This is a genomic window from Planctomycetaceae bacterium, assembly GCA_039680605.1.
GTDB lineage: Bacteria > Planctomycetota > Phycisphaerae > SM23-33 > SM23-33 > JAJFUU01.
This window is the reverse complement of record JBDKTA010000025.1, coordinates 103,161-126,280: the sequence shown is the minus strand read 5'-3', so window position 1 is coordinate 126,280 and position 23,120 is coordinate 103,161. Positions and strand designations below refer to the sequence as shown.

Here is a 23,120-nt window from a genome sequence, read left to right as displayed (position 1 = left end):
GTCTTCCTGCTATTCCCAGTCGTCCGTGCGGAACGGCCAGGCGGGCAGGCCTTCTTGGCTGACCAGGTTCGGCCGGGCCGTGTTCGACCAGCTCATCCGCACCGCCACGGGCACGGGCACCTCGGCGGCGCTGACGACGACGGTGTTTCCTTCGATGGTGGCTTTGGCGGGGACGAACTTCTTGTCGGCCCCGGCAATCTCGAAGCACGCCAACTCCTTGTCGTCCTTGCTCGCCAAACCGCCGGCGACGCCGTCGAACGTGACGACCGCCTTGCCGTTCTTGACCGTCATCGCCTTGAACGTCGGACCGGAGGTGACGACGTCCTTGCGGCCGTACGCGCCCTTCAGTGCCAGCCGCGCCAGGCGAGCGCCGACGTCGACCTTGTCGACGGGGTGGATATTGCCGACATCGGCCACCAGGTCCGTCGTCTGGGCCAACCCGGTGTTCGGGATGAGCCTGACCGAGTCGAGCTGCGCCTGCCAGAATGTCGGCAGGGAGGGTTTGTACCCGGCCCAGGGTGCGATCTGCACCGAGTAGAAGGGGAAGTCGCCCTGGTTCCATACCTTCCGCCAGCCCAGCACCAGGGCCTTCATACGCTCGGTGTAGAAGAGACCGTCGTTCTGAATGCAGTTCGTCTCGCCCTGGTACCACAGCGCGCCGCGGATGGCGAAGGGCGCCAGCGGGGCCACCATGCCGTTGAACATCGTTGCCGGGCCCGGCTGGACCTTGACCGTCTTGAACCGGGGCACCAGTTCGTAACCGGCCGGCGGCGTCCACGGCTGGATGGGCGATCCGCCCCACGAGGCGTTGATCAGGGCGACGGGCACGTCGAGTTCTTTATTGATGACGCGGCCGAAGAAGAACGCCACGGCGGAAAAGCCGCGGACCGACTCGGGCGAGCACTCGACCCACTGCGCGGCGACATCGTGCGATGGGGCGCCGGTCTGCACCTTGGGAACATTGAACAGGCGGATGCGAGGCAACTTGGCCGCGGCGATTTCCTTGGCCGCGTCGCGCGAGCCGGCAACGCCCCATTCCATGTTCGATTGACCCGACGCCAGCCACACCTCGCCAACGAGAATGTTCGTCAGCTCGATCACCTGGGGCTTGTCCGTTCCGGGGGCCGGCGGGGCTGATACCGTCATCGTCAGCGCCTCGCCGCCGGACTTCTGCGCCGGCAGCGTGAGCGTCCACTTGCCCTTGTCGTCGGCCGTGGCGGTCTTCTCAACGCCGCCGAGCTTGACGGTGACCTTGTGGCCGGCGCCGGCCCAGCCCCAGATCGGCAGCGGTACGTCGCGCTGCAGCACCATGTTTGACCCGATCACCGCCGGCAGATGCAGTACGCCTGCCGCCGGAAGAGCCGGCGGCGCCGGCGGGGCCTTGCGCGGCTTGGCCTGGACCGAAAGCGAACCGCCGCCGACTGTAACCACCGCCGCCAGAACTGCCAGAGAGTGCCTCAGTGTCATCACTATCCCTTTCGATTGTATTGCATGATCCTGCTGCTTGGGGCCTGGCAGCTTTCCACGCCCGCAGGATCCTATTTGTTGCTGCTTTCCTTGGCCTTGCGTTCTTCATTCGCCTTGCGATACGCCTTGAGCAAGGTCGTCACCGGCTCATCTTCAGGCCAATCCTTCGTCGGGCCCAGCAACTCGCCTTTGAGGCTGCTGATCTTCGAGCCGTCCCAGACGATCGTCACCTTGCCCAGCACCCGGCCGTACCGCCCTGCCTTGATCAGGAAGCTCTTCTTCTCGCGTCCCCAGACGGTGCAGGGGGCGCCATGGGAGTGCCCGCCGACGATCAAGTCCGGCGCGTCGGGGCCCGAGCCGATGGCAAAGTCGGAGCCTTCGTCGAGGTGCGTGATGGCGATGATGATGTCGGCTTCCTTGCGGAGCTTGCGCACGTACTGGTGTACGATCGGCACTTCGTAATACAACTCGAAGCGGTTCTTCTTGGTGTAGCGGACGTCGGAGGACGAGACGCCGATGACGGCCACCTTCACCCCCTGGAACTGGAACATCTTATACGGGGGGAAGCGATTGGCCAGGTCCTGTTCCTTTTCGCCGAACTTGACGTTGGCCATCAGCATCGGCATGGCCGGGTACTTCTCGCCCAGTTCGATCAGGCGGGCCTTGCCGTTGCCGTGGTCGTGATTGCCGAAAATGACGGCGTCGTACCTCGCCGCCAGGGCCATGCACCACATGGCCTCGGCCCGCGTGATCCCCAGGGCTTCTTCGCCCGTGCCGGTCATGTCGCCGGCGTCCAGCAGCAGGGCGTTGGGGTCTTTGGCGCGGAATGCGCGGACATACCCGATGACCTGCTGAAAGCCTTCCATGTGATCGTGAATGTCGTTGGTGCTGAATATGGTGATCGTCACCGGACCCGAGGCACTGGCCGGCTGCGACGCGGCAGGGGGGGGCGGGGCGGCGGCAGGTTCATCCGCCCAGGAAAGGCCTATCGCCAACAGCACCGTACACGCGGCCGCGGAAATCCAGATTCGATTGTGCATGATCGCTCCAGTAAGGGCAGTGTATTGAACCCGCCGGTGGGCGGCATGGCGTGGCGACAGGCGCATTTGTTTCTGGTATCATCGCGTCCTGGAGAACCTCATGAACATCCGTAATTGTGCATTGATCGTTCTGGCGGCGGGGCTCGGTTGGACTTCGGCGCACGGGCAGCCCGCTACGCCGCAAGCGGTCAGCGGCAAGGTGTTTCTCGACGCCAACGCCAACGGTGTGCTCGATGCCGGCGAGAAGGGAATCGCCGGCGTGCGGATCACTGACGGTAAGGAGTTCGTCGTTACCGGCGATGACGGGTCGTACACGATCAAGCCCGCGGCAGACCCCATGTTCAAGTTCCGACCCGCCCAGGCGATCAACGTCTGCTGGCCGTCGGGCAAGTGGCCCACCGGCCGCTATTGGGTGACCCTGGCGGATATGAAGGACCCCGCGGCGGTTCATTTCGGCCTGCGAGAAGACAAGCAGGCGCTGCCGTTCATGTACCTCCAGCACAGTGACAGCCACTGCCGTTTCCCCAACGGTTGCGACGCCTTCGCCGAGTTTGTCAACAGCCTGGGCAGCGATGTGAAGTTCGTTCTCGACACCGGCGATACGAGCTTCGGCGAGAGCCCGCAAGGCCAGACCTTCGCCGTGCTGACCGACGCCGAGAAGAAGTTCAAAGTCCCGTTCCTGCACGTTATCGGCAATCATGACGTCGTCGCCCCGGGCAAACCCGAACTCGAAGGCCACGGCGCCTGGACGAAAGACCTGGGTCCCATGCGGTGGGCGTTCGATTATGCCGACGTTCACTTTGTCGGGATCGACTGCTATGAGGAAGCCGTCCGCCCAGAGGTCGTCGAGTGGCTCGAACGCGACTTCAAGGCCCAGCCCAAGGGCAAGCGAATCATCCTGAGCTATCACTACCCCAACCCCGACGGGGCCAAGTTCCATAAGATGCTCAAGGACTACAACGTCCAGCTCATCCACGCCGGGCACAACCACCAGAGCATTTACTGGATGAACTGGCCGGCCCCGATGGTGACCGTGCATGACTACAAGCCGCTGGGCAACTGCAACGCCGTCGTCGTTACCGACACCGGCGTCCACAGCGGGTACTACTGCCTGGGCTGCAAGAGCAAGCCCTTCACGCACAGCCGCCGCTGCCCGATGCTCTGGGACACCCACGTGCTGCTCAGTGCCGTCACGAAGCTCTTTGGCAACGTAACGAAGGTCGAGAACAAACCGCTGGCCGGCGCCGGCGAGGCCGTCCCCTTCACAACCACCAAGGCCTTCATCCAGGCCCAGATCGACCCCGGCAGCGCCAAGCGTGTGGTGATGAGCATTACCGGCAAGGCGGCCGCCCTGAAGATCGAGTACACCGGCGATCATCTGATCGTCGACGGCGCGCCGCTGCGGTTCGACATCAAGCAGGCCGACAAGCTGCTGAACCTGAGGGTCTTCGTGCAGAAGGGCATGGTCACCGTCTGGGCCGACGGGTATTTCTTCATCGAGAAGCAGCTCAAGGCCGACTGCACGCCAGGGGCGGTTACGCAGTCAGCCGAGGGCGGCGACGCGACGATCAAGAGCCTGACCGTCAGCGAGATCAAGCCCGACGCCAGCCCCGATGTCCAGCAGGGCGGCTACCACAACAACGGCATCGGCGGTCCAAGACGCACGGCGGATTGAGAAGATAGGGTGAGGACATGAACAGGCGCTGGGGCTACGCAGGGTTGGCCATTTCGATAATTCTGTGGTTGGTGGTAAGCGGACTCTGGGGCGTGAGCTACGGCCATAGTATGCTCCTGCTGTGGGGCCCATTTGGCACCCACTGCGAACTGGGCGTGGGGAAGGGGGACTTCCTGTTCAATCGATTCACCAACTGGAAGCGGGATACATCCTTCGTGCTGGTGTGTGAACCCTCCGACAAGCTAGTGCAGCAGTGGTGTACTGGGGTGGGTTTTGATGTGGCCTCACGCAGTGGGCTTTTGCAATTTGAAGTAGTGCAGGGAAGGTATCGTCCGCCTTTTGCGTGGCAGATGCCGCCAGCGAGGTTCACGTTGCTCGTGATTCCGTGCTGGGCCGTCTGGCTGATTTGCGGCTCTTTGACGGCCGTTTTCGCCGCAAGAGTCGCACGACGTCGGCGGCGGGAACAGCAGGGAGTCTTGCCACAAAGGCACGAAGGGCGAAGGTGCGAAGAGGCCTGATTTAACGGCACTATAACGGCACTTTAACGGCAGATTAACGGCAGCACGGGGGTCGGGAACAGGCCGCTTGAGCGGCCTTTGTCCCGGCGGAGCCGGGCTTAGCCCCGCCGTTTGCGGCGGGGTGAAACGACGATTGCCGTTCCCTCTTTTCTTCGAGCACGCTTCAGCGTGCTTACCTGCGGGCTGGGCAGTAAGCGTGCTGAAGCACGCTAAAAAACAAACGGGTTGTTGCACTACCGACCCCCGGGCCTCAAAGGCCGGGGCTAGGCATCCCTTCGGTAGGACGAAGGCCCGTGAACGGGCCTGGGATGCATGAACAATATTTCAAGCCCCGGCTTGGAATGCCTTGCCAAGAAGCCAGTGTGCAGCTCAATCTAGCCGTGCAGCAGATCGTTTCAGCCGCGACGGTCCGAGGACGTGTGAGGATGTTTGCCTTTGATCGCTGGAGAGCAAAGCGGGACCCAACAGGTATCGTGGGCATTTGCGAACAGTCGAACTCTTGCGGCCTCATGATCCCGGCGTGCAAGCTCCTTGTGGGCGGCTGCGATTAGCTGCTGCATGCGAACCGTCATCAGATCGAACGCATATGACTGCTCGGGCTCGGTGGATGAGTCTTGTTCCCGGGCACGAGCGAATACTGCCTGGAGATCTTCCATTCCGGTCAATGCCAGCGTTTCCTCCAGAGCGCTGTCGTATTCTCCGAGGTTGTACTCGAGATCTTCCATGAGTTCCTCTGCCGGCATGCTGAAGGCGAACCCCTGAATGGTCCACAGGTCAGTGTTGATGTCGAATCGCTCCATCTCCACGAACAAAGCGGTGACTTTGCCGGTCGCGTGATCCTCATATACCCTCTCCAGCCAGTCGGCCACACGACTGGTTTGACCCAGCATGGAGCGTCCAACAAAGCAACGGTAGGCTTCGTGGCCGCGGCCAAGCAGTCGCTCGAGGTCCTTTGCGGCTGCCCCGAGTTCGCCGGGTACACGGAAGAGCTGGTCGTCCTTGCCACGGTCGCGCCAGAAGAACCATGCGCCGGCGACCGTGAGTAGCGAAGTCAAGATCGTCCGAGTGCCAAATAGACCGCCTTCCAGGCGAATGGTGATGTTGCCAATCATGGAGGCCATCGCAACGGCGACCATTCCAACCGTGCCCCACGTACGGCGGTAGAGTTCATGGACGGTCGCAAAAATCGCCATCAAAACCGCGCCCAGCAGCAGCGGCACCACGTCCCAGGCGGGTAACTTGCCTCTGATTGGGTTGGAGACTAACCACGCCGCCAGACCAGCGATGGATAGAAGCCACACAACATACCAGAACTTCCTCGACGCGGTCGCGGCCCGGAATCGCTCAATCAGAGCAGTAATCACTGGCAAATCTCCCAATCTGGCAAAGGTTTCTTCGCAAAAGGAGCAGGTGCCGCCGGAACAGGAAAGGCCCCTTGGGGGGCGGCCTTTCTTCGTGACGTCGGGGCGGAGGGGTTTGAACCCTCGACCTGTCGCCGCAGCGACCACGCTAAAGGCCAAATTGAAGAAGAGCCGTCCTTTTAGGGGACGGCCTTTCTTCGTGACGTCGGGGCGGAGGGATTTGAACCCTCGACCTCTTGACCCCCAGTCAAGCACGCTAAACCAAGCTGCGCCACGCCCCGATAAGCAACGTAGTCGCGAATGGAATTATCATAGCGCGGCGCATGAATGTCAAGTCGTCGCCCAAGGATTAACAATCCCCAGTTCCGTCTGCCCCTCTTCGTGTTCTTTGTGACCTTTGTGGCAAATGTTTTTGCCGCGTGCAATACCGTCTGCGCCGCTGCGTAAGGCTTAGTTGAACGTGTCTGTCCTGGGCCTTGGCGGCTGTGTGGCTGGAAAGATTCGGGACGCAATGGAGAATCGGCATGACGAAGTTGAGCATGACGTTGGTTGCGTTGGCGGCAGGGGCGCTGCTGTGCGGGCCGGCGATGGCGGCGCAGAAGCAGGGCAAGAAGGCGGGACTGACGGCCGAGAATAAGGCCAAGATCAAGGAAATCCGCCAGGCGACCAAGGACCAGGTCCGGGCCGTCCTGACCGACGCGCAGAAGAAAGTGCTCGACGACGCCAAGGGCAAAGACAAAGCGGCGAAGAAGGCTGCCCGACAGGAAGTCCGCAAGACCCTGACGGCCGACCAGAAGGCCAAGATCAAAGAGATTCGCCAGGCCACCCGCAAGCAGATCCGCGAGATCCGCGGACTCAAAGCCGGCAAGGCTGGAAAAGCCGGTAAGGGCAAGCGCGCCAAGGCTGGCAAGGCGTAAGAAGCAGCACGGGCGGGAAGCCAGGTGCCGTGGCGGGAGGGCTTTAGCCCGACAGCCACGACAGGATCGCGAGTGGGCGAGTTTGGGGATCGTGGCTCTCCGAGCCTTCGGCCCTGCGCGCCACGGCACCCATGCTCATGGGCGAGACGCCCGCGACATGCGCATGGGGGCGGGGTGCCACGCACAACTCCGTTGTGCGTGGCGCTGACCGTGGGAGTCGGTTCGGGGATGCGCGGACGAGACGTCCGCGACACGCGCATGGGCGAGACGCCCATGCCACACGGCAAGAGCATGGGCGGGACGCCCATGCTACTTACGGGCGAGACGCCCGTGCTACTCGGCCGCGGCCAGGGGGGTGATGGCGGCGTGGAGGGAGTTCATCAGGCGGTAGCTTCGCCGGGCCAGGCGGGCGTTGTTGCGGTACGAGAGGTTCGCGATCAGTGCCAGCAGCGGGCGGCGGCCGGCGATGAGCCCCTCGGCCAGGCGGCGCAGGATTCGCGGCAGCGAATAGAACGTGTGGTCGCAGGTGTCCATCTCGGTCATGATCTGCGAGACGGTGAAGTTCTTGTACCGCGCGGTGGGGAATCCCAGGGTGTAGTACTTCCAGTCGTCGGGGAAGTCGCGCGAGACGATCCGGTCGTCGGCCTTCATCTGGTCCCACAGCCGCGTGCCCGGCAGGGGCGTCAGGAAGAGCGTGTTGAGGATGTCCACCCCGTAGCTGCGGGCGACGTTGGCGATCCGGCGCCCGATGCCAGGTTCGTCGGCGTCCAGACCCATGATGAACGAGCCGACCACCAGCATCTTGTGCCGGCGGATGCGCTTGACGGACTGGGCGAAATCGCGCCCTTTGAGCAGATTGAACTTCTTGCCCACTTCGGTCAGCCCGGCCACGCTGGCCGACTCGAAACCGATGAACACGCCGCGGCAGCCGGCTTTGCGCGCCAGCGCCAGCAACTCCTCGTCGTCGGCAATGTTGATGGTGACCTGGGCGATCCACTTCTTGCGGAGGTTCGCGGCGATGAGCGCGCGGAACAGGTCCTTGGCCCGCTCGATGTGGGCCTTGGTGGTCCCGATGAGATTGTCGTCGACGACGAGCACCCACGTCTCGGGGATCGAGCGGAACTCCTCGACCACCTTCTCGACCGGGCGGTGGCGGTAGCGCGTGCCGTTAAACGCCGACACGCTGCAGAAACTGCAGCTCAGCGGACAGCCGCGCGTCGTCTGGATCGCGCCGAAAGCGTAATCGTCGCGCAGCAGGTCGTGCCGTGCCGGCGGCACGTTGCACAGATCGGTGTGGATGCCGGCGTACAGCGGCTGCAGGCGCCCGGCGGCCGCGTCGGCCAGCACGGTGGCCCAGATGCTCTCGGCCTCGCCGGTGACGATGGCGTCGACGTGGCGCTGGGCTTCCTGCGGACACATCGTCGCGTGGATGCCGCCCATGACGACTTTCACGCCGCGGGCGCGAAACTCGGCGGCTGCCTGGTACGCGCGGCTGGCCTGGGACGTGAAGGCCGTGATCCCCACCAGATCGGGCGTGGGCATGGCGGCGTAGTCGGGCAGGCCGCGATTCTCGTCGATGATGGTGATTTCCCAGTCCCCCGGCGTCAGGCCGGCCAGCACCATCAGTCCCAGCGGTTTCCAGACACGATAGCGGTTCCAGCGGCTTTCCTTGGTATTGGTCAGCGTGACCAGCGGGTTGTGTGGATTGATCAAATAGAGTCGCATCGGTGCAAGGTCCTGTCTTGTGGAGGCATGGGCCAGTTACATGGCCGGCGTAAGAGTGGTCGATCTGGTCCGGCACTTTGCGGCTGCCGGATGCGTTGAGCCTTGGACCGACTATCAGAACAGGTTAGAGTGTACCAGTTCCGCGGGCTCGTTGCGAAGGAATTACCGATAGCGTCTGGGGGATGCTCCTATACGTTAGCGGCGGAGCTTGCTCCGCGCGGTTGTTTTCTCTAGTGCACGGGCAGCGAGGGCGGGATGCCAGGGCCGTATCGGGGACGAGACGCCGGTACTTCGCCGACGGCTACTGCGACTTGCCCAAGCTCAACTGCGACCCGACGGCCGACAACTCCCGTATGCGACATGCGCCTGCGAGGGCTCTACTGGGGCGAAAAGACCTGGTGGCCCTGACCGTTGCGATTGTTCTTGTGGCCGTGAACTTTCGAGCCTATAAACGAGTTGTGCGGAAACGCCTGGGCTATTGACTCTGATGAAGGACAAACTATGCGGCCTGCAAAAGAAGATGTTGTGACGAGGTTGCGTATTCTGGGGTATTTAGTTCGTCATTCTTTCTCGACGCCGCCCGAAGACGTACTGAAGGAGCTTTTCAGCCGGTGGTCGGGCGATGATTGCCACCAGTTTGATGAGTCCTGCAGGCAGCGAGCCCAGGAGACGATCTCCGAGATGAAGAGTGGGGATATCTGGAAAGCGGCAAGCCCCCGAGAAAAGAAGTTCCTTGAGTCTTTCGGGTCGCGAATAGAATCGTATGAGCGGCTTGCGGCAAGTTGGCGAATGGAATGCGCGGGCATCATGATGTGGGCTCTGAACTGGCACGATTGGCCGAAAATCGATGAGGAACTGTCGCCTGATATCTTCAAGAACATCCCGCAGGATAAGCCCCCGCAACTGATGGAGCAGGCGGAGGTAGACAAGAAACGGGATTTAATCGAGCTATGGCATTGGCGCGTAAGGACTCGGCAGTTGATCGAAGAAGGCCAACGTCTTCCTGCAGATGAAAAACTTAGGGCTGCGGGATTTCACACCTTTGATGACATCGTCAGGTTCACAGCCAAGCAGGCGCACGAAAATGGCGATCTTTCCGAGATCAAGGAGGACGATTTTCTGTTCCTTGGAAAACCGTTCAGAGCACTGCCACAGGAAGAGTACTTCATCGCCCGTTCCATCATCTCTGAAAGACATTACGCCTTGAACTGGTTGTGCGGCCGCGCGCCCGGTAATCGCTGGGATGAGACTCCAACAGAAACCTGATTGGAGATTCGTCCCCCAAAGGCAATACGGCGACGCGCAATGTCAGGACCATGGGCGAGACGCCCATGCTACTCACGGGCGGGACGCCCGTGCTACTTAAATCATCGCCAGGGCGTCGAGGGCGCTTTGGGCTCGGTCGATCTGCTGGCTGGTCATGGCGCCGGGGCGGACGATCGTGGTGTTGGCCATCACGCCTGACGTGTCGTCGCGGGCCTGCACGTGCAGGCGGCCGCTGTTGTCGTACGTGAACGTCACCGTAATCGGTGAGCCCTTTCGCAGGCCGTGGGGCAGGGGGCTGACGACGCACTCGCCGATGTGGATGCAGGCCTCGGGGTCGTCGCTCTCGCCCTCGATCACCCGCACGCGCACCACCGACTGATTGTCGCTGACGGTGCCGTACGTCTTGCTCGCGCTGACGGGCAACTCCGTGTTGTGCGGAATGAGCACGCTGCGGATCTTGCGGCCGCTGCGGGGCGAGGTGGCTACCACGCCCAGGGTGTGCGAACTGACGTTGATGGTCTTGATGCCCTGCAGGGCCTCGGCGATCTGCGGTTCGTAGTCGCCGCCGCCGGCGGCTTTGAGCTCGTAGCGCAGGGCGTGCTGGGCGATCTCGGCCTCGTCGGCCCCGCGCGGGATGGCGGGCAGCTCGGCGGTGTCGGCGCTGCCGTCGGCCTCGACGCCGATATCCGGCAGCACGATGTGGCGGCCGACCATGGTCTCGCCGGAGCCGCTCTTGCCTTCGTCGCCGTCTTCGGGCAGCGTGACGGTGGTTTCGAGCCCCTTGGCGCCGCTGATCTGCAGGATGGCGGCGTGGATAGCGGCGCCGTGTGCGACGACCTCGTCGGCAGCCAGCGAATGGTCGGGCTCCTGCCCGCTCTTCTCGCGGAGCATCTTGACGACCTGCGGCATGCGGGTGGACCCGCCCACCAGCAGGATACGGTCGATGCCGCTCCAGTCCAGCTCGGCCTGTTCGAGCACGCGGTCGACGCGCCGCGACGTGCGGAAGAGCAGCCCGGAGGTGATCTCGTCGAACCGCTCGCGGGTGAGCTCGACCATCAGTCGGTTGCCGGCGTGGTTGACGGCCATCTGCGTTCGCATCAGGCGCGAGAGGGCGTGCTTGGCGTCTTCGGAGGCAAGCTGGAGGTCCTGGTGGCTCTGGGGGTCCTGGCGCGGGTCGCTGCCGTACTTGTCGATGAACTGTTCGCTGACGTAGTCGACGATCACATCGTCCCAGTCCTTGCCGCCGAGCTGCACGTCGCCGTCGGTTGCCAGCACGCGCAGCGTTTCGCCCTCGGACTTGATGACCGTCACGTCGAACGTGCCGCCGCCGAGGTCGTAGACCAGCGAGACGCCCTGGTCGTGCGTGCTGTGGCGAATGCCCGCCACGTCGCGGGCGCTGCCGCCGCGCTCGATGAAGTTGCGAAAGCCCCACGCCAACGCCGCGCTGGTGGGCTCGTTGATGATGTCCAGCACCTTGAGCCCGGCGATGGCACCGGCGTCGACGGTGGCCTGGCGGCGGGCTTCGTCAAAATACGCCGGCACGGTCACCACGGCCCCGCTGATGGGTCCGATCCGCAGCTCGGCGTCTTTGCGCATCTTCTTGAGAATGATGCCCGACAGCGCCGAGGGGCTCAGCCACCGCCCGGCGATCTGCTGGCGGTAGAGCTTCTCGCCCATGTCGCGCTTGATCCAGATCGCCACGCGGTCGGGGTAGATCAGGCTGGCGCGCTTGGCCTCCTGCCCGACGACCAGCCCACCTTCGGTGTCGAACAAAATCGCCGACGGCGTCGTCAACTGCCCCTCGGCATTAGGCACCGTGATCGGAATACCCGCCTGATTGAGATAAGCGATGGCCGAAAACGTCGTCCCCAGGTCGATCCCGACCACAGTCCCATGCGTTTCCATAGTTGCTCCTCTGCCGTGAGCCGGTAATATACGTTGCGGATGTGGCTCAATGCAACGATGTGGTTGCAGCTTGGATAAAGCCAAAACCGACGACGAGGACGAGGACGACGACGAAGGATCGCTTTCGCGACAATAATGGCGAGCAGGTCCTTGCCGAGGCAAGGCACCGCAGTGAGAATACCGGCAGGCCGCGTGGGTCAATATTCATCAACAAGATCGAGACGGCCTTGGGTCGCCCCCTCTTGACCAAAACCGGGGGCTGGTGATCAGCCATGGCAAAATGCAGGATCCGGCATAGAGACTTCACGACACCCGTCTTCCCCGACCTCTGTCCCCACTGCTTGGCGCCCGAAGCCAGCCGGTCGCTCCAACTCTCAAGAGAGCTGCTGCTGCCTGGAATCGGATCAATCGTGACGATACAGGGCTGGCCCATCTGCTTGCGATGCCATGACTTTCACCAACGAGCGGCCAAGAGCAGGACCAAGCTGGCGATCCTGTCGGTACTCATTATCGCTGCGCTGATGGCTCTTCACTTCTATCTGGCAACTGTTGCGGCTCTATTGCCTGCTGATAGCTTGCTGTTCGTCCTGCCGGGCGCCGCCTTGATGGCTGTCGCTGCCGTCATCTACATCCGAACTGCCAAGCGCAGACTGGCTGCCTCGATGGGCATTCCTTTCTCCCACCTTCCTGTCAAGCTCATCCGCAGCGGCAAACAGGCTTTTAGAGACGGCAATATTCTGGAAGTCTTCTGCTACCACATGGAGTACGCCATGGCCTATCGAGAGGCCAACCGAGACAATGGGCAGGTTAGCATCAACTGAGCGAGGCATTTAGATGAACGACCGCGAGCAATTTGGGTACCTCCTGACCTGCCGCCATCCCGGCATCAGGATGCTCACAGATGAAGAGCAGTACGCCCTGTCCATTGTGCGTGACGTGGCGATGAACCGCGGCCGCGACGTCTGGCTATGGTCGATCGGCACGGGCTTGAGGGACGGGATGATCGAAGACGGCACGGTTCAGGCCGACACCGAACACCCGGCGGCAGCGCTATGCCGGATCACCCGCGGGGACCTCAAAGGCCTCTTCGTGTTTCTGGACCTGGCGGGACATCTGAAGGACGAACGGACGCGTCGCATGTTCCGCGAGGCAGCGCAGAAAATGCCCGGGCTCAACTCGACGCTTGTGCTGATTGACGCCTGTGACGACGTGCCGGCGGTGGTTGCCAGCGCATGCACGAAGATGGAACTGTCGCTGCCGGATGAAAAGGAAATCAAGGAACTGATCCGTCGCACCGTGCGACAGATGAACGACGAGCAGCGGATCAGCGTCAAGCTGACCGGCAAAGATCTCAGCACGATCATTCGCAACCTGCGCGGGCTGACGCGACGCCAGGCGGCGCAGATCATCGTCGAGGTGCTGGCCGACGACCGGCGGTTCAACGCCCAGGACATCAACCGGATTCTGGCCGGAAAGCGTCGTGCCCTGGGCGATGGGACGCTGCTGGAATACGTCGAATCACCGACGGACCTGAGCGAGGTCGGCGGCCTGGGGCGGCTGAAGAAATGGCTGGCGCAGCGCGAGGATTCGCTCTCTGACGAAGCGGTCACCTTCGGTCTGCCTGCCCCGCGCGGGCTGCTCATGCTCGGCGTGCAAGGGGCGGGCAAATCGCTGGCGGCCAAGGCCGTCGCGACGGCGTGGAAACGTCCGCTGCTCCGCATGGACGCCGGGGCGCTGTACGACAAGTACATCGGAGAATCCGAGCGACGCCTCCGCGACGCGCTCAAGCAGGCCGACATGATGGCCCCGATCGTTCTGTGGATCGACGAGATCGAGAAGGCCTTCGCGTCGGCGGCCTCGCAAAGCTCCGACGGCGGGCTGAGCAAGCGGATGTTCGGGACGCTTCTGACATGGATGCAGGAACACACGGCGCCGGTGTTCCTGATCGCCACGGCCAACGACATCGAGGCGTTGCCGCCGGAGTTGCTTCGCAAGGGGCGTTTCGACGAGATATTCTTTGTCGACCTTCCGACGCTCGATGTGCGCAAGCAGATCTTCCGCATTCACCTGGGCAAACGCAAACGCGACGCCTCGCTGTTCGACCTGGACGCCCTTGCCGCGGCCAGCGAGGGCTTCAGCGGGGCGGAGATCGAGTCGGCCGTCATCAGCGGCCTGCACGATGCATACGCCGCAAAGCAGGAGCTGGCCGACCGGCACGTCGCCGATGCGATCCGCACCTCGCCGCCGTTGTCGGTGACGATGCGGGAAAAAGTCCAGGCCCTGCGCGATTGGGCGGTCGGCCGATGCGTACCGGCAGATTGACGATTCCTGACCGTAACTTTTCGGTCGGCCGATATATAAAGCACATCGGTCGCCATGGGGCGGCAGGAACGCTGCACTGGAGTTGCGATGGCCAAGGCGAAATCACGCGAGCGAGCTTGCGGCATGTCGATGTATCAGCCGGCGACCGATTGGCGCGACGGCTGTCCGGTCGGCAACGGGCGCATCGGCGCGACGTTGTACGGGAACATCGTTCACGACGTCGTGATGCTCAATCACGAGGCGCTATGGGTGCCGCTGCCCAAGCCGGTTCTGCCGGACGTCTCGGGCAAGCTGCCCGACCTGCGGGCGCTGCTGGCGGCAGGGCGGTACAAAGAGGCTGAGGGCTTTCTCGAAAGAACGCTTCGCGAGGCGGGCTATCCGATGCAGCGCCCGGGCTGCTATCAGCCGGCATTCGACCTGTGCATGCACACGCAGACGGGCGGGCCCTTCAGCGATTACCGCCGCAGCGTTGACTTTCGCAGCGGGATTGCGGCTGTCGAGTGGACCGACGCCGGAGTGAACTATCGCCGCGAGGTCTTCGTCTGCCGCGGGCAGGACGTTGTCGCCATGCGCATCAGCGCCTCGCGCCGCGGGCGGTTGACGGTGCGGTTGGCCCTGGCGCCGCACGATGCGGCCGCCATCCCCAAGGCCGACGCGGCGGCCGGGTGCGATCCGAATCTCACGTTCGACTCGCGTGAAACCAGCGACACGTTGTCGGTTATCGGCGCGTACAGCGACGGCTCGAAGTTCGGCGGCCTGGCGCGAGTTTTTGCCGCCGGCGGGCGGAGCGTCTCCACCGGCCAGGGCGTGCAGGTGACCGGGGCCGACAGCATCGTCGTGCTGCTCAAGCTGTTCGTGTGGGAAGAGCCTGCGTCGGCGCTGGCTCGCCTGGCGGACGAAGTGGCCGCACTTGCGGGGACGTACCCCGCCTTGCGGCGCAAGCACGTGGCGGCCCATGACGAACTGTTCAACCGCATGCAGCTCGATCTTGGCGCCGGCGACAGCGAGGCCGTGAACGAGCGGTTGTTGATCGACGCGTACAACGGCGACGTGCCGACGGCGCTGATCCAGCGGATGTTCGATTACGGGCGGCACCTGCTGGTGTCCAGCTCGGCGGGGGGCGCCTGGCCGGCGAACCTGCAGGGAATCTGGAACGGGTTCTATCAGCCGCCGTGGCGCAGCGATTATCACAACGACGAAAACGTCCAGATGAACTACTGGCAGGCCCTGCCGGGCAACCTCGCCGAGGCGGCGTTGCCGTTCTTCGATTACTACGAGTCGATGGTTGAAGACTACCGCGTCAACGCCCGCAACCTCTATGGCTGCCGCGGCATCTATATCCCCATCTCGCAGACGACGCACGGGCTCATCGGCCCGGGCGTCTGGTGCAACTGGACCGCCGCGGCGGGCTGGCTGGCGCAGCTCTTCTACGACTACTACCTCTTCACCGGCGACAAGGAGTTTCTGCGAGCCCGTGCAATCCCGTTCATGAAAGAGGCCGCCCTGTTCTACGAGGACTTCCTCTTTGAAAGCCCGGACGGCCGGGCCGTGTTCGCCCCGTCGCTGTCACCGGAGAACCGCCCTCAGCGCGACGAAGCAGGGCTGGTGACGATCAACGCGACGATGGACGTGGCCGTCGCCCGCGAGTTGCTGACGAACCTGTGCGCAGCGTGCGATACGCTCGGCATCGAGCGCGAAGCGGCGGGGCGGTGGCGGGCTCTGCTGGCGAAGCTGCCGGCGTACCAGGTCAACGCCGACGGGGCGATCCGCGAGTGGATCCACGACGCTCTGCCGGACAACTACCACCATCGCCATCAGTCGCATATCTATCCGCTGTTTCCCGGCCGCGAGGTCACGCCTGAGACGGCGGGAGAGCTGTTCGAGGCGTGCCGCGTCGCGGTTGAGAAGCGGCTGGTGGTGGGCCTGACGAGTCAGACGGGCTGGTCGCTGTCGCACATGGCCAACATCTATGCGCGGCTGGGCGAGGGCGACCGGGCGCTGGAGTGCCTGGAGTTGCTGACGCGCTCGTGCGTGGGCCCCAACCTGTACACGTACCACAACGACTGGCGAGCGCAGGGGCTGACGCTGGGCTGGTTCGGCGGCGACCGCTGCTTCCAGATCGACGCGAACTTCGGCCTGACCGCCGCGGTGCTGGAGATGCTGGTCTTCTCCGCCCCGGGCTGGGTGAAGCTCCTGCCGGCGCTGCCGAAGAAGTGGACGAAGGGCTCGGCCCAAGGCATCGCCTGCCGCGGCGGGATCACGTTGGACATCGAGTGGGATATCCCCGCCGGCCGCCTGGATGCAAGAATCACCAGCCGCACCAGCCAGCAGATCACGCTCAAGCTGCCTGCCGCGGCGGCTAGAATCCAGTGTGCTGGGGCTGAAACCTGTAAGAGCGAACATGGAGCAGGATACCGAGAGATAGGGTTGATAGCGGGAAAAATGGCAAGACTGGCTATTTTCTTTGTCAAAAGCAGCCGATGATGCTACCATAATGTAGAAAGTGATGTTATGGTGTCACGATGATTAGAACGCAAATACAGTTTAGCGAAGAGCAGTCTACGAGGATTCGTGAGGAAGCTAAGGCCAAAGGGGTTTCATTGTCCGAACTCGTCCGAGAAGGCATGGAACAGTTTTTGCGCAGCAGGCCCCGCGTTTCACGACAGGAACTCAAGCAGCGGACAGTGGATGCGCTGGGCCGCTTTGAGTGTGAAATCACAGATCTTTCTGTCAACCACGACAAGTATCTGGCTGAGGATTTCGGTTCGTGATCTGCCTCATTGACACCTCTGCTTTCCTGGCAATGCTCAACCCCAAGGACATCAATCACGCTGCTGCAAGAGCGGCTTGGCAGGAATTGCTCGATGGCGATGCGATCTTGGTTGTCCCCAGTTGCGTCCTTACAGAAACGTTTGCATTGGTACAGGCTCGTTTTGGAATTGCGGCAGCCCGTTCGCTGCATGAATTGTTCTATCCCATTCTTTCAGTGGAATGGAGCAATTCGGCCGACCACGAAGCGGCAGCCGAAGCGCTGTTGGCAGCGGGCCGAAGGGATCTGAGCCTCGTCGACTGTGTCAGCTTCCACATCATGAGACGCATGGGCATTCGTCAGGTATTCACTTTCGATAGCCACTTTGCCGAGCAGGGTTTTTCCTGTGTCCCCGAATGAAGCTCATCACCTGGAACGTCAATTCGATTCGCGTGCGGATGGAGAGGCTGGCGGCGCTGCTGGAGCGGCACCGGCCGGACGTGGTGTGTCTGCAGGAACTCAAGGTCACTGACGATATCTTTCCCGCGGCGGCGGTCGAGGCGATGGGGTACCGCTGCGCCGTATACGGGCAGAAGGCTTACAACGGAGTGGCGATCCTCAGCCGCGGCGAACCGGCCGATGTGTCGCGCGGGCTTTGCGACGCCGTGCCGGACCCGGACTCGCGGCTGATCGCGGCCACGATCGACGGCGTGCGTATCATCAGCGCGTACTTTCCCAACGGGTCGTTCGTCGGCTCGGAGAAGTACCAGTATAAGCTCCAGTGGATGCACCGCCTGCGGACGCATCTGGAGCAATGCTACCAGCCCGATCAGCCGCTGGTGCTCTGCGGCGACTTGAACGTGGCCGTCGACGACCAGGACGTCGCCAACCCGGAACTCTGGGCCTCCAGCGTGCTCTGCCATCCGACCGCGCGGGCGGCCCTGCAGGAGATCGCCGACTGGGGCTTGGTGGATGTCTTTGCCAAGATGCACCCTGAGGGCGGCATCTATTCCTGGTGGGACTATCAACTGCTGTCATTCCCGAAGAACAACGGGCTGCGGATCGACCACGTGCTGGCGACGCGACCGCTGGCCGACAAGACCACTGCCGCCGAGGTTGACCGCAACGAGCGCAAAGGCAAGAGCCCCTCGGACCACGCGCCGGTGATCGTGACGTTCGAGTAGCAGCCATGGCGTTTCCTGTTAGCGGCGGGGCTTGCCCCGCGCGTTTTGCAGCGAGACGTATGGTTCTCGACCGCTAACGAGGCGGTGCTTCGACTTGCTCGACGGGTTCCCGTCCAGCATAATGTTGCTCATGAATCCATACGCGCCGAGCATCAACCGTATCTTCGCCATCTGCATGTCAGTGTTCATCCTGAGCGGGGGCGGTTGTCGCGGGCGCCACGCGCCGGCCTCGTCTCCCGCGTCTCAACCCGCCACGGCGACGCAGGCGGCGCAGCCCGCACCGCCGACGATTCCGGCCAAGCTCTCGGTGACGCAGGGATGGTCGCAGCAGTTCCTGATCGCCCTGGCCCAGCGACTGTCGCAGGGGTGGTTTATCCCCTACGCGCTGACTGACGCCCCGATGTGCCCAGCCGGTCTGTCGGCCCATCCGGGCGTGTTGTTCATGGCCGTGCGGAAGTTGGATCGGAACTACCAGAGCTTTAGCTGGAAAGAGAGTCCGCGGATCGACATCTGGCTGATGCCGTCAAGCTATGTGCCGCGCGAGTATGGAGAACCGTCGCGCCGGGCGAAAGGCCTTCGACAGTGGCGAGGGCTGGGCGTGTTTGTTCTGACGGAGAATATCGAGACGTCTCTTGATGTCCCGGCGCTGCTCAATGCGGCCTTGGGGGCGGTCGATGCCGGCGCGGCCGCGCCCGACGGCGTGACAACGGCCATCGGGGCGGCGCGGCTGGAGCAGGTCAAAACCAAAACCCCCGGCGGCGATTCCGAAGTCACCGGCCAGCTCAAGGGGTCCATCAAAGACGACCAGACGGGGCATTACGTGCCAATCCACGTGAGCGTCGACCAGACGCTGGGCAAGCTGTTCTGGTGGAAGATATTGGACCGCCGGGGCCGCGACGACGAGGCGGTACCCGTGGAGACGATGGCGGTCTTTCGCGGCGAATCCCTCGGCGACGACAACGCATCGCTGCTGATACCGCGAGCGGCGATGTTCGGCGGCGGCCGCGATGATAAGCAGTGGGGTCTGCCGCTGACGCAGGCACTGTCGGAGGTTCTGCGCGGGGGTCAGAAAGTCCCGCCCGAGATGATTGAGCGAGCGACGGTGATCGCCGTCGGCACGGGAAAGCACTACAACGGCCCGTGCATTTCCGGACCCGACGGAAGTCTGGCTATGCCGATCAACAACGCCTTTGATATCCAGCGGGTTCTTCGCGGTAATACCTCTCTGAAATCCATCTCATTCCGCACGTCTGCCCCGACTGCCCCGGCCGGCCAGATCGTTGAAGGTCGCAAGTACCTGCTTTTCCTGGCGCCGGGCCCGCTGGACTATTGGGCCATGATGTCTGAGACGGATCCTGTTATGGGCGGGCAAGGCGCCTTTGAAGTGCTTGGCGTCCTGGGCGTTGATCACTAGCCCAGAACGGCTTTACCCCAGGCGGCGGCGCAGCGAGCGCAGGGCTCGGCGTAGTATCGAGCGGGAGGGTTGGTGTTCCGACTCGAGCGTTGCCTGCGGCGCCGAGAGCGGCGGGGGGAGCGGTTCCATCCACGTGCCCAGGGTGTGGTTGATCAGGCGGCCGTCCTCATACGCCCAGGTATTCATCAGCCCGGTCCAGCAGGAGAACATACCGCAGTAACCTGGGCGCTGGCCGGTCAACTGCTGGCGGCGGAGGGTCTCCATCGCGTGGCAGCGCCACAGGCTCTGGGGCTCCTGCTCGAAGAAGTTGTCCTTGAGGCCGTCGGAGCCTGCCGTGGCGCCGCAGGTCACGAGGCGCCCGTCGTTCTGGAGGTACAGACCGTGCCAGAGCGAATGGCAAGGCATCCGCTGGGACGGGCCCCACCGCGAATGGGCAAACGAGGCGGTATTGTTGTTCTCGATGTCATGCTCAGCCGAGAAGACCACCGCAATGCCCCGGCCGAGCCAGCGATCGCGGTAAGCCTCGACCTGCGACTCGTTGGCCTTGGAGACGACGCAGATCATCGTCATCGGGCAGGGGCGCTGGCGTTTGGCGGCCTCTTGCTGGAAGTGCAGGATGTTGCCTTCGACGGCTTCGAGGTTGCCGTGCTGAAGTGCCTGGTACGTCTGCGGGTCGCAGCTATCGACGCTGAAGGCAATGCCATCGAGTCCGGCGTCGAGCAGGCGGGCGGTCATCTCGCCGTCCAGCAGGGCGGCGTTGGTGGCGAAGGACGAGCTGTAGCCGGCTTTCTTGGTCAGGCGCACCAGGGTGTCGATCTGCGGATGCAGCAGCGGTTCGCCGCTGATGGTGGGGCAGACGCTGGCCAGGCGTTTGTACGCCTTGGTGCGATCGAGCATGAGCTGGAACTTCTCGACAGTCATCGCCGGCGGCCAGTCGCGGCGCTGCCCGACGCGCGGCGAGTGGTACTGGCATTTCTCGCAGCGATAGTTGCACGTGGGAATCGCGTTGACGCACAGGCTGCGCGGCGAATCGAACAGGCGCTCGAAATTGTCCTGCAGATAAAACCGCCGCAGATCCAGCGAGAACCAGTGCCGCCCGCATCGCTGCGTCGCCATGCCGTTGAAGTAGCCCTCGGGCATGACGGCCTGGGCGGTGTGACTGATCCGGTCGAGGGCGGCGGCATTGAACCGTTCGGCGAAGTACCCCGTCAGGCCGCACTCGGCGGCGGTGGACAGGACATAGTCGTACTGTGCGGGCCCAAACGCTTCGTCCATTTCGGCCGACAGCAGGCGGTGCAGCGGATAGGCCGGGTTGCGCAGGCGGACGATCTGGGCCGGGGCGTCCAGCGCGCCGAGCAGGCGGCGGTAGAAGTCCAGCGGGCTGGCGGGTGAGGCCCCGGCGGCCGCGAGCAGGCGCTTGTCGCCGCCGGTGGGGGTGCATGTGCCGCCGCAGTTCAGCGTCAGCCAGGCGTCAGCGCCGAAGAGCGTCGCTATCTCCGCCGGCGTGTTGCCGGATGAGGGGTCGAGATTTTCAATGGCCACCAGGCGCATCGGGCGCGGGGTCCTTTCTCTTGTACGTGCTGAACACGCCGGTCCGGGTGACCATCATACCCTCCTCTTCGCGCGGGTCCAACGTGACGTACATGTTCCATCGTTCGCACGGCTGACAGATGGTGCCTTCGAGGTCCCAGGCCTCGGTGCGTCGGCGCAGGTCGGCGAGGACCGGGCCGTTCCAGATGTCCAGGAGGGTCTGCGTTCGCGAGTCGCCCAGGACGATGCCGCCGGCGTCGCCGAGGGGGAAGCAGTTCGAGCAGGGCACGACGGGCCCCTGCCAGCGGACGATGAACGTCTCCCAGGGCACGCCGCAGCGGACGCGGTCGGGCTTCTGGGGCTTGTTGATCTGGTCGGAGATGATCCGGTAGTCCTGGTCGTATACCTCGCACACCGAGACGCTGCCCAGGCGCTGCGTCCAGTACTTGGCGAACTCCAGGCGCTCGCCCTTGGGCTGGTCATAATTGCAGTACGCCGCCGAGAGCGTGATGGGCGCGCCGGTTTCGCCGATCCGGGCCAGCAGGTAGTCGATGTTGGCGACGACCTTGTCGTAGGAGGAGCCGCGCCGGATGCGGTCGTGGCTTTCCTTGAAACCGTCAAGGCTGATCGAGACGGCGCCTTTGAAGTACGTCACGAACTCGTCGGTGAACTCGCGCGACAGCAGCGTGCCGTTGGTGTTGAAGTACACGCTGGAGAGCCCCAGGCTCACCGCATGGCGAGCGATGACCTGGAACTTGGGATGCAGCAGCGCCTCGCCGTCGCCGTTGAGCATGACGCCGCAGCGCGTCGGCTGGAGCTGGTCGAGCACCCGCCGGGCCAGGTCGACGTCCATGTAGCCGATCTGCCCGCGGTAGTGGTCGCCCTTGCCGCCCTGGTAGATGCACTGGATGCAGCGGAGATTGCAGGCGTTGGTCAGCTCCATGCAGATGTAGTGGGGGAAGGGCGGCGCGACCCTGGGCGCGTCGGCGGAGGCCTCGACGGCGGGGGGAGTCTTGCGTCCCAGGGCAGAGGCCACCAATCGCTTGAGTCTTCCTGCCACGCTCATTTCCACTCTCCGGTTTTAAAGAGCCCCAGGCGCTTGCGCTGCTTCCAGAACTTGGGAAACAGCGACCAGACGATGCAGTCGGGACACAGGTCCAGCTCGCCGCAGCGGTTGGTCATGTGGAGTTCCCGCAGGCGGTTCATCTTTTCGCCGCGCCAGATCGACTCGAGGGGTTCCTGCATGATATTGCCCACGGGGTGAAGGTCGCCCGTGATGTGGACGAAACATTTCGAGACGTCGCCGTTAGGCTCGATCTTCGTGGCGTACCACAGCCACGCGCAGGGATACCGCTCGGCCGGGATCTCCTGCTTCTGCGCCGGCGTCACGCCGTTGTCGTTGACCATCCCCGCCCAGTTGCCGTAAGGACGCACCACCGCCGAGTCGACGATACCTTTCCAGCGGGCCTCGAAGGCCTCGAACTCGTGGGCGAGCTCCTTGATGCCGATGATGTGCGTGGTGATCCGAAGGTGTTTGCCCCCGCGCTGGTCGCGGACGGCCGCGAGCGTCTCGAGGTTGCGGCAGACGTCGTCATAGTCGCTCGTGCCGGTCAGCCACTGGTAGCTTTCGGCCGACCCGGCGTCGAGCGAGAAGGACAGGTGGTCGATCCCGCTGTCGACGATCTTCTCGCATCGCTCGCGCGTCAGCAGGGCGCCGTTGGTGGCCACGACGATCTGGGCGTTGGGGCACATCCGCCGGGCGGTGAAGAGATACTCGTCGGCCCGAGGGTGCATGAACGTTTCGCCGTAGGCGGACAGTTCGAGATTGACCTTCCGCTGTCCGACCTGCCGGCAGGCCTGTTCGAGGATCTCGTCGGTGATGTAACGCTCGACCTTGGGCGGAGCCGTGTACATCGGGCACATGCGGCAGCGGCGGTTGCACGGGTACTCGCCCAGGGAGATGCCGCAGACGAACGGAAAGTCCGGCTGCTGGTACTGGCGGCGAGCGGCCGTCTTTTCGCTGGAGCTTAAATCGTGGATTCCCATC

The 23,120-nt window shown here is 63.5% G+C and carries 18 protein-coding genes and 1 tRNA gene; 10 read left to right on the top strand and 9 right to left on the bottom strand.

All coding sequences use genetic code 11. From position 1 onward, the window contains the following. Positions 1 to 9: 9 nt before the first annotated feature. Both ABFD92_08185 and ABFD92_08180 read right to left on the bottom strand, forming a co-directional pair. Positions 10 to 1,467, bottom strand: coding sequence for a sialate O-acetylesterase (locus ABFD92_08185; GenBank protein MEN6504501.1), 1,458 nt, complete (start codon positions 1,465 to 1,467; stop codon positions 10 to 12). Positions 1,468 to 1,538: 71 nt separating this feature from the next. Beyond that, a complete protein-coding gene (locus ABFD92_08180) occupies positions 1,539 to 2,507 on the bottom strand; it encodes a metallophosphoesterase (protein ID MEN6504500.1) in 969 nt (322 codons plus the stop codon). A gap of 100 nt (positions 2,508 to 2,607) precedes the next feature. Between ABFD92_08180 and ABFD92_08175 the strand changes: the two genes are divergently transcribed. Beyond that, positions 2,608 to 4,182, top strand: coding sequence for a metallophosphoesterase (locus tag ABFD92_08175; protein ID MEN6504499.1), 1,575 nt, complete (start codon positions 2,608 to 2,610; stop codon positions 4,180 to 4,182). 913 nt (positions 4,183 to 5,095) lie between these two features. Here the strand turns inward: ABFD92_08175 and ABFD92_08170 are convergent. Together ABFD92_08170 and ABFD92_08165 are read right to left on the bottom strand one after the other, a co-directional pair. Beyond that, positions 5,096 to 6,064, bottom strand: a complete 969-nt coding sequence (locus ABFD92_08170; GenBank protein ID MEN6504498.1) for a hypothetical protein — start codon at positions 6,062 to 6,064, stop codon at positions 5,096 to 5,098. Positions 6,065 to 6,266: 202 nt separating this feature from the next. Continuing rightward, positions 6,267 to 6,342: transfer RNA gene (locus ABFD92_08165), tRNA-Pro, on the bottom strand. 243 nt (positions 6,343 to 6,585) lie between these two features. Here ABFD92_08165 and ABFD92_08160 point away from each other — a divergent pair. Beyond that, on the top strand, positions 6,586 to 6,978 hold the full coding sequence (locus tag ABFD92_08160) for a hypothetical protein (GenBank protein ID MEN6504497.1): 393 nt from the start codon (positions 6,586 to 6,588) through the stop codon (positions 6,976 to 6,978). Between the two features lie 333 nt (positions 6,979 to 7,311). Here the strand turns inward: ABFD92_08160 and ABFD92_08155 are convergent, their stop codons facing one another. After that, positions 7,312 to 8,703, bottom strand: coding sequence for a radical SAM protein (locus tag ABFD92_08155; protein MEN6504496.1), 1,392 nt, complete (start codon positions 8,701 to 8,703; stop codon positions 7,312 to 7,314). Positions 8,704 to 9,204: 501 nt separating this feature from the next. On the opposite strand from ABFD92_08155, the gene ABFD92_08150 reads away from it, so the two are divergent. After that, the gene (locus ABFD92_08150) at positions 9,205 to 9,969 is read left to right on the top strand and encodes a DUF4272 domain-containing protein (protein ID MEN6504495.1); all 765 of its coding nucleotides are present in this window, start codon (positions 9,205 to 9,207) and stop codon (positions 9,967 to 9,969) included. 96 nt (positions 9,970 to 10,065) lie between these two features. On the opposite strand, the gene ABFD92_08145 is transcribed toward ABFD92_08150, so the two are convergent. After that, positions 10,066 to 11,874, bottom strand: coding sequence for an Hsp70 family protein (locus ABFD92_08145; protein MEN6504494.1), 1,809 nt, complete (start codon positions 11,872 to 11,874; stop codon positions 10,066 to 10,068). A 410-nt stretch (positions 11,875 to 12,284) separates the two neighbouring features. Between ABFD92_08145 and ABFD92_08140 the strand changes: the two genes are divergently transcribed. From ABFD92_08140 to ABFD92_08110, 7 genes are all read left to right on the top strand, one after another. Then, positions 12,285 to 12,695, top strand: coding sequence for a hypothetical protein (locus tag ABFD92_08140; GenBank protein MEN6504493.1), 411 nt, complete (start codon positions 12,285 to 12,287; stop codon positions 12,693 to 12,695). A gap of 13 nt (positions 12,696 to 12,708) precedes the next feature. After that, a complete protein-coding gene (locus tag ABFD92_08135) occupies positions 12,709 to 14,196 on the top strand; it encodes an AAA family ATPase (protein ID MEN6504492.1) in 1,488 nt (495 codons plus the stop codon). 87 nt (positions 14,197 to 14,283) lie between these two features. Then, the gene (locus ABFD92_08130; protein ID MEN6504491.1) at positions 14,284 to 16,680 is read left to right on the top strand and encodes a glycoside hydrolase family 95 protein; all 2,397 of its coding nucleotides are present in this window, start codon (positions 14,284 to 14,286) and stop codon (positions 16,678 to 16,680) included. 38 nt (positions 16,681 to 16,718) lie between these two features. Then, a complete protein-coding gene (locus tag ABFD92_08125) occupies positions 16,719 to 16,967 on the top strand; it encodes a CopG family transcriptional regulator (GenBank protein ID MEN6504490.1) in 249 nt (82 codons plus the stop codon). After that, complete coding sequence (locus tag ABFD92_08120) at positions 16,964 to 17,365, top strand: PIN domain-containing protein (protein MEN6504489.1); 402 nt, start codon at positions 16,964 to 16,966, stop codon at positions 17,363 to 17,365. Before ABFD92_08125 ends, ABFD92_08120 begins: the two co-directional genes overlap by 4 nt. Beyond that, the gene (xth, locus tag ABFD92_08115) at positions 17,362 to 18,129 is read left to right on the top strand and encodes an exodeoxyribonuclease III (GenBank protein ID MEN6504488.1); all 768 of its coding nucleotides are present in this window, start codon (positions 17,362 to 17,364) and stop codon (positions 18,127 to 18,129) included. Before ABFD92_08120 ends, xth begins: the two co-directional genes overlap by 4 nt. Positions 18,130 to 18,259: 130 nt before the next feature. Beyond that, the gene (locus tag ABFD92_08110; protein ID MEN6504487.1) at positions 18,260 to 19,543 is read left to right on the top strand and encodes a hypothetical protein; all 1,284 of its coding nucleotides are present in this window, start codon (positions 18,260 to 18,262) and stop codon (positions 19,541 to 19,543) included. A gap of 12 nt (positions 19,544 to 19,555) precedes the next feature. Here ABFD92_08110 and ABFD92_08105 read toward each other — a convergent pair whose 3' ends face one another. From ABFD92_08105 to ABFD92_08095, 3 genes are read right to left on the bottom strand one after another with little or no spacing between them, the layout of a single operon-like run. Then, positions 19,556 to 21,094 (bottom strand): radical SAM/SPASM domain-containing protein, encoded by a 1,539-nt coding sequence (locus ABFD92_08105; protein MEN6504486.1) that lies wholly within the window; start codon positions 21,092 to 21,094, stop codon positions 19,556 to 19,558. Next, positions 21,075 to 22,139 (bottom strand): radical SAM protein, encoded by a 1,065-nt coding sequence (locus tag ABFD92_08100; protein MEN6504485.1) that lies wholly within the window; start codon positions 22,137 to 22,139, stop codon positions 21,075 to 21,077. The genes ABFD92_08105 and ABFD92_08100 overlap by 20 nt, the downstream gene beginning before the upstream one ends. Then, positions 22,136 to 23,119 (bottom strand): radical SAM/SPASM domain-containing protein, encoded by a 984-nt coding sequence (locus ABFD92_08095; GenBank protein MEN6504484.1) that lies wholly within the window; start codon positions 23,117 to 23,119, stop codon positions 22,136 to 22,138. The genes ABFD92_08100 and ABFD92_08095 overlap by 4 nt, the downstream gene beginning before the upstream one ends. Between the last annotated feature and the right edge of the window lies 1 nt (position 23,120).